This window comes from Allorhizocola rhizosphaerae, assembly GCF_003426775.1.
GTDB lineage: Bacteria > Actinomycetota > Actinomycetes > Mycobacteriales > Micromonosporaceae > Allorhizocola > Allorhizocola rhizosphaerae.
In genome coordinates, this window is the sequence record NZ_QJUG01000350.1 from 1 (window position 1) to 5,982 (window position 5,982).

Consider the following 5,982-nt stretch of genomic DNA (forward strand, 5'->3'; position numbering starts at 1 on the left):
GGCGGCGGCGGGATGTCCGTTTTGAGGACGAGGGAAGAGCGTTTTTAGTCCTCAAAACGGACATCCCGCCGCCGCTTTGGACGTTGGCCGCCGGGTGGGCTGCCGGATGGCTGCGGGTGAGGCCGCGTGCAGAGGCGCTATCCCCGCGGGTTGGGCGCTGCGTGTGCAAAAGGCGCTCTGAGGGGTGATCCCCTGGGTTGGGCGTCGCGTGTGCAAAAAGGCGCTCTGAGGGGTGATCCCCAGCGGGGGGCGTCGCGTGAAAAGGCGCTGTGAGAGGGGCGATGCCGGTGGGTGGGCGTCGGGTGCGAATGGCGCTGTGGGAGGGGTGTTTGGCCCGAGGCCGCTGAGGTTGGGCGGGCTTTGAAGGGATGGTCGCTCGTATGAGCTGACGTGCTCTGTTGTGGAGTGAGAAAACGAACGGCGTGAAATTTCGCACTGAACGCTGACGGTAGGTGTTCATCGAGTGGAAACATCTCTCGTAGGACCCGGGGACCGCACACCGCGGCCTCGAGGTTTGAGAGGAGAGACAGCGATGTCTGACACCGTGGCGTCCCTTTACGGCGGCCCTGCCGGCAAGCGTGTGCGCACCCGCGACCTGCAGTTGGCCAAGGAGCGCGGCGAGAAGTGGGCCATGCTCACCTCGTACGACCAGTACACCGCCCGGATTTTCGATGATGCGGGCATTCCCGTGCTACTCGTCGGCGACTCGGCCGCCAACAACGTGTTCGGCTACGAGACCACCCTCCCAGTCACTGTAGATCAGCTTATTCCCCTGGTCCGTGCGGTCGTGCACGGCGCGAAACGCGCACTGGTCGTGGGCGACCTGCCGTTTGGGTCCTATGAGGAGAGCCCGGCGCAGGCCGTCCGCACGTCGGTGCGCTTTATGAAAGAGGCGATGTGCCACGCCGTCAAGCTTGAGGGCGCGCGGCGTGACGCCATTCAGGCAATCACCGGGGCTGGGATTCCCGTGATGGCGCACATCGGGTTCACCCCGCAATCGGAGCACCTGTTCGGGGGTTACCGGGTGCAGGGACGCGGTGAAGACGCCAAACTGTTGGTGGAGCAGGCCCACACCTGTTACGAGGCAGGCGCTTTCGCCGTCGTGCTGGAGATGGTGCCCGGCGAGGTGGCCAAGCAGATCACCGAGGAGATCCCGGTGCCGACGATCGGAATCGGGGCAGGGCCGGATACTGATGCGCAGGTGCTTGTCTGGCAAGACATGGCGGGCATGCGCGTGGGCGGCGGGCCGGTGCCGCGCTTTGTGAAGCGCTACGCCAATCTTGCGGAGGAGCTGTCCAAGGCGGTGCATGCCTTCGCCGATGAGGTGCGCGACGGGCAATTCCCGACGCAGGACCATACGTTCTAATGGGAGCGGAGAAAGGCCGTGGCCGTGTCGGCCGCGGCCTTTTGTCAGCTTGCGAATGGCGCGTTGGCGATGAGTTCGGTGAAGCCGAACTGCGCGACGTGTTGGGCAATGCGCGAGTGGGGCTTGAGGCGCGCTTCGCGCTGCATCGCCTCGATGAGGAACGGCTTGAGGTCACCGCGCGGAAAGCGTTCGAGTGCTTCGGTGAGGACCTTGGGCGGGATCTGGTCGAGGCGCAGGCCGAGCACGTCGACGGCGGCGCCGAGGCTTACGCCCGCTACTTCAGGGCGTGGGTCTTTGGCCGTCGTGACTTCGAGGTGTAACGCGATCGCGTCGTGCACGAGCGAGACGAATTCGGAGTCGGCGTCGAGTGCGCGCAGCGCGTCGGCGGCGGCCTCGGCACCACGCCGCTCGAACGGGGTGACACCGTCCTCATAGGACGCGGTCATGCCCAGATCATGCAGCATCGACGCGACATATAGGGCCTCGACGTCGTACCCCCTATGGAGCAGGGCCGTGGCGAAAATGAACGTCCGCTTGCAGTGATTGACCAGCAACGGGGGCGAAGCGGTGGTCAGAAGGGCGTCCGCGGCGCGGGTGAGGGCGGTGTCAGGGGTTGGCATGCGGCTCCTAACGAAGGCGGAAACGGTGGCGATAGTCGGACGGCGTCGTGCCGAGGCGACGGCGGAACGCACGGTAGAGCGTCTCGACCGAGCCGAACCCGCACCGGGTCGCGACGACATCGAGCGGATCGTCGGTCTGTTCGAGCATCCCGCGGGCGGCCTCGGTCCGGCTGGCCTCCACGAACGCGGCGGGCGTTGTGGCGGTCTCCTGCGCGAAGACCCGGGCGAAATGGCGCTCGCTCATGTGCGCGCGCCGGGCAAGGGCCGGGACGGACAGGTCCGCATCGGGATGTTCGACGATCCAGTGCTGCAGCGTCCTGATCCGGGCGGTGCGCGGGACGGGAGTCGACAGGGGCACGCTGAACTGGCTCTGCCCGCCGGGCCGGCGCAGGTACATGACCATCCAGCGGGCGGCCGAGCGGGCCAGCCGCTCGCCGTGGTCGTCGGCGACCAGCGCGAGGGCGAGGTCCATTCCGGACGTGACCCCGGCACTGGTCCAGACCCGGCCGTCGCGGACGTAGATGGGGTCGGGATCCACGTCGACGGACGGGAAGTCGGCGGCCAGCCGGTCGGCCGAAAACCAGTGCGTCGTGGCGCGTTTGCCGTCGAGCACGCCGGCCGCGGCGAGCAGGTGCGCTCCGGCGCAAACCGACGCGAGCCTGCGCCAGTTGGCGTTTTCGGCTTGGATCCAGCGCACGACGGACGGCACGTGCAACACATCCTGTCCGGCGAGCGCACCCGGGATGACGACGGTGTCCACCGCTCCGTTCACGTCCTTGAACGCCACGTCGGCGACCAGCCGCACGCCGCTGGACGTGGTCACCGGACCGCGCTTGGGACCGGCCAGCTGGATTTCATAGCACGCGCTGTCGAGCCGGGACGCGACCGAGAACACCTCGGCCGGCCCGGTCACGTCAAGTAACTCGACGCCGTCGTAAACCGCGATGACTACCCGCACTATCGCAGCATTCCGACTTCGAGGCATGGCAGCAAGGACACGACTCTGTCAGATCCCGCCATGGGGCCCCTATCAATAGCCCATTGACAACGCAGCGGTTTTCATCGTCTTTTCGCGCGGTTAAGTGCGGCCGCGAAGCGGTCCGCGCTCAACCGCGGGCGCGGAGAAGAGGGCCGGACGAGTCGACCGGTACGCCGGATTCTGTGCCCGGCGCGCTCGGTGCGCGCGCCGGTGGCGGCCATCCATCTCGGCCTGCCGTCGCCGGCCGGCTCTAGCGGCCTACCCGCGAGCTCGGGCGGGCAGCCCTCGAACGCTCGCGCGGGCTTCGCCTTGCGGTGAAGCCCTTTCTTGGCCTTGCTCCGGGTGGGGTTTACCTAGCCGCAGCGGTCACCCGCCACGCTGGTGAGCTCTTACCTCACCGTTTCACCCTTACCGCACCGGCTCAGCGATGCGGCGGTCTGCTTTCTGTTGCACTTTCCCGCGGGTCGCCCCGGGTTGCCGTTAACAACCACCCTGCCCTGTGGAGTCCGGACGTTCCTCGGCTCCCGAATCCGGGAGACGCGGCCGCCTGGTCGACTCGTCCGTCCGCATCCATGGTACAAACCTCGCAGCATGGATCTGGCCCAGGCACTCCTCCTCGCCGCCGCCGGTGTGGCCACCGGGGCGGTCAACGCCGTGGCAGGGGGCGGGTCGCTGATGACGTTTCCGGCGCTGCTGTGGGTGGGGCTGCCGCCGATCAGTGCGAGCGTGACGAACTCCGTGTCGGTGGCGTTCGGGTATGTCGGGGGTGTGCTGTCCACCAAAGCGGACTTGAAGAGCCAAACGGCACTGCGGTGGCTCCTGCCGAGCGTGATTTTGGGCTGCGTGGTGGGGTGTGGGCTTCTGCTCAGTACCACAGAAGGGGTGTTTGCTTGGGTCGCGCCGGCATTGGTGCTGGCGGCCTCGCTGCTGATGGCGTTGCAGGACCGGGTCACGAGGCTGCTCGCGCAGCCGCATGACCAGCCGGCCTGGGCGAAAATCGCGGCGGTCTTCGCGATCGGCGTCTACGGCGGATACTTCATCTCGGCGATCGGTGTCGTCATCATGGCCGTGCTGGGGCTGGTGCTCAGCGACCCCATCCGGCGCATGGTAGCCACGAAGAACGCGCTCCAGCTTGGCATCGGCGCGACCGCCGCGGTCGCCTACGCGCTGTTCGGGCCGGTGGTGTGGGAGGCGGTGCTGGCGCTCGTGCCCGGCACGCTGCTGGGCGGGTTCATCGGCGGGCATTACGGCAGGCGCCTGTCGGCCCGCGCCCTGCGGTGGATCGTCGTCGGTTTCGGGCTTGTGGTGTCCGCCCTGCTGTTCGCGCGGGCGCTCTGAACGCTTGTGGTGTCCGCCCTACTGTTCGCGCAGGCGCTCTGAAAGGATCGCCGGATGCGCTTCGATCACAGCATTCTGCCCGACGTGAGCGGCCTGACCGTCGGGATCCTGGGCGGCACCGGAGACCAGGGCCGAGGGCTGGCGATCCGGCTGTCGGCGGCCGGGCAGCGGATCCTCATCGGCTCACGCAACCCGTCGCGGGCCGCCGACGCGGCCGGCGAAATCGCCGCGATCAGTCGGGGAAGCGTCGCAGGCGAGGCCAACGCGGCCGTCGCCGAGCGGTCGGATGTGGTGATCGTGGCCGTCCCGTTCGACGCCCACGCATCGACGCTTCGCGAACTCGTCGAGCCGCTGCGAGGCAAGATCGTCGTGGATTGCGTCAACCCGTTGGGTTTTGACAAACAAGGACCATTTGCCTTGCCGGTACCGGAGGGAAGCGCCGCCCAGCAGGCCGCGTCCATCCTGCCGGAGTCCCGCGTGTGCGCCGCGTTCCATCACGTGAGCGCCGAACTGCTCGCCGACCCGTCCGTCGAGCAGGTCGACCTCGACGTGCTCGTGCTGGGCGACGACCGCGAGGCGGTCCGGATCGTGCAGGCGCTGGCTGGCCGGATCAGCGGGGTGCGCGGCCTGCACGCCGGACGCCTGCGCAACGCGGCCCAGGTGGAGGCGCTCACGGCCAACCTCATCGCCATCAACAAGCGTTACGGCGCACACGCCGGGGTCCGCATCACAGACGTCTAGGTTGGGTATGACCTGTGGGTGTCCACTGTTCTCAGCGACCGGTACCGCCTCGACGAGCTGCTCGCCAGCGGCGGGATGGGCGCCGTCTGGCGAGCCGTAGATCTGCGTCTGGATAGGACGGTCGCGGTCAAGGTGCTCGCGCCCGCGTTCGCCGACGACGCCGAATTCGTGGCGCGGTTCGAGGCCGAGGCGCGCACGATGGCGGCGGTGCGGCACCCCAACATCGTGGGCGTCTACGACCACGGCGAGGACGGCGGCGACATCTATCTGGTGATGGAGTACGTTGCCGGGCGGCCGCTGTCGCAGGTGCTCGAGGAGGGCGGGCGGCTGCCGTCGGACGAGACGCTGCGCGTCGTGGCGCAGGCGGCGACGGCCCTGCAGGTCGTGCACGACGCGGGGATCGTGCACCGCGACGTCAAGCCGAGCAACCTGCTGATCGAGGAAGACGGCACGGTGCGGCTGGCGGACTTCGGCGTGGCGAGGTCGGCGGCGAGTGCGGGCTTGACCGGTACCCAGAAGGTTTTGGGAACAGCGCAATACATGGCGCCGGAGCAGGCCCTCGGACGGGGAGCCACCCCGGCGGCCGATATTTATGCGCTCGGTGCGGTGGCATATCACTGCCTGGCCGGGAACGCTCCGTTCGGCGGGGAGACACCGGTCGAGGTGGCGCTGCACCACGTGCAGGATGAGCCGCCGCCGTTGCCGCCCGATGTGCCCGCGGCGACCCGTTCGATCGTCGAGCGGGCGATGGCCAAGGACCCGCTGCTGCGCTTCGAAAGCGCGGCCTCATTCGCGGCGGCCGCGGCCGCACCGGAAACCGCCGCGGCCCAGACGGTCGCCATGCTGCCGCCGCCGCCCGGCAAGCGGTCCAGGGGCAGGGTCGCGGCGGGTGTCGGCGCGGGAGCCGTTGCGCTGGCGGCGATCGCCGCGCTTGTCAT

At 68.5% G+C, this 5,982-nt stretch carries 6 protein-coding genes and 1 other RNA gene; 4 read left to right on the plus strand and 3 right to left on the minus strand.

Going from position 1 to position 5,982, the window contains the following annotated elements; all coding sequences use genetic code 11:
- Nucleotides 1-532: 532 nt before the first annotated feature.
- A complete protein-coding gene (gene panB, locus DM816_RS39645; protein WP_117215616.1) occupies nucleotides 533-1,366 on the plus strand; it encodes a 3-methyl-2-oxobutanoate hydroxymethyltransferase in 834 nt (277 codons plus the stop codon).
- 44 nt (nucleotides 1,367-1,410) lie between these two features.
- Here the strand turns inward: panB and DM816_RS39650 are convergent, their stop codons facing one another.
- From DM816_RS39650 to rnpB, 3 genes are all read right to left on the minus strand, one after another.
- Nucleotides 1,411-1,986, minus strand: a complete 576-nt coding sequence (locus DM816_RS39650; RefSeq protein ID WP_117215617.1) for an HD domain-containing protein — start codon at nucleotides 1,984-1,986, stop codon at nucleotides 1,411-1,413.
- A 7-nt stretch (nucleotides 1,987-1,993) separates the two neighbouring features.
- Entirely contained in the window at nucleotides 1,994-2,944 is a 951-nt protein-coding gene (locus DM816_RS39655; RefSeq protein WP_246002647.1) for a GlxA family transcriptional regulator, read from the minus strand.
- A 174-nt stretch (nucleotides 2,945-3,118) separates the two neighbouring features.
- An RNA gene (gene rnpB / locus DM816_RS39660) (RNase P RNA component class A) lies at nucleotides 3,119-3,524 on the minus strand.
- A gap of 32 nt (nucleotides 3,525-3,556) precedes the next feature.
- Between rnpB and DM816_RS39665 the strand changes: the two genes are divergently transcribed.
- The 3 genes from DM816_RS39665 to DM816_RS39675 form a co-directional block, all read left to right on the plus strand.
- The gene (locus tag DM816_RS39665; protein WP_117215619.1) at nucleotides 3,557-4,303 is read left to right on the plus strand and encodes a sulfite exporter TauE/SafE family protein; all 747 of its coding nucleotides are present in this window, start codon (nucleotides 3,557-3,559) and stop codon (nucleotides 4,301-4,303) included.
- Between the two features lie 54 nt (nucleotides 4,304-4,357).
- On the plus strand, nucleotides 4,358-5,044 hold the full coding sequence (gene npdG, locus DM816_RS39670) for an NADPH-dependent F420 reductase (protein ID WP_117215620.1): 687 nt from the start codon (nucleotides 4,358-4,360) through the stop codon (nucleotides 5,042-5,044).
- A gap of 18 nt (nucleotides 5,045-5,062) precedes the next feature.
- A partial coding sequence (locus DM816_RS39675; RefSeq protein WP_246002649.1) for a serine/threonine-protein kinase occupies nucleotides 5,063-5,982 on the plus strand: 920 nt, incomplete at its 3' end.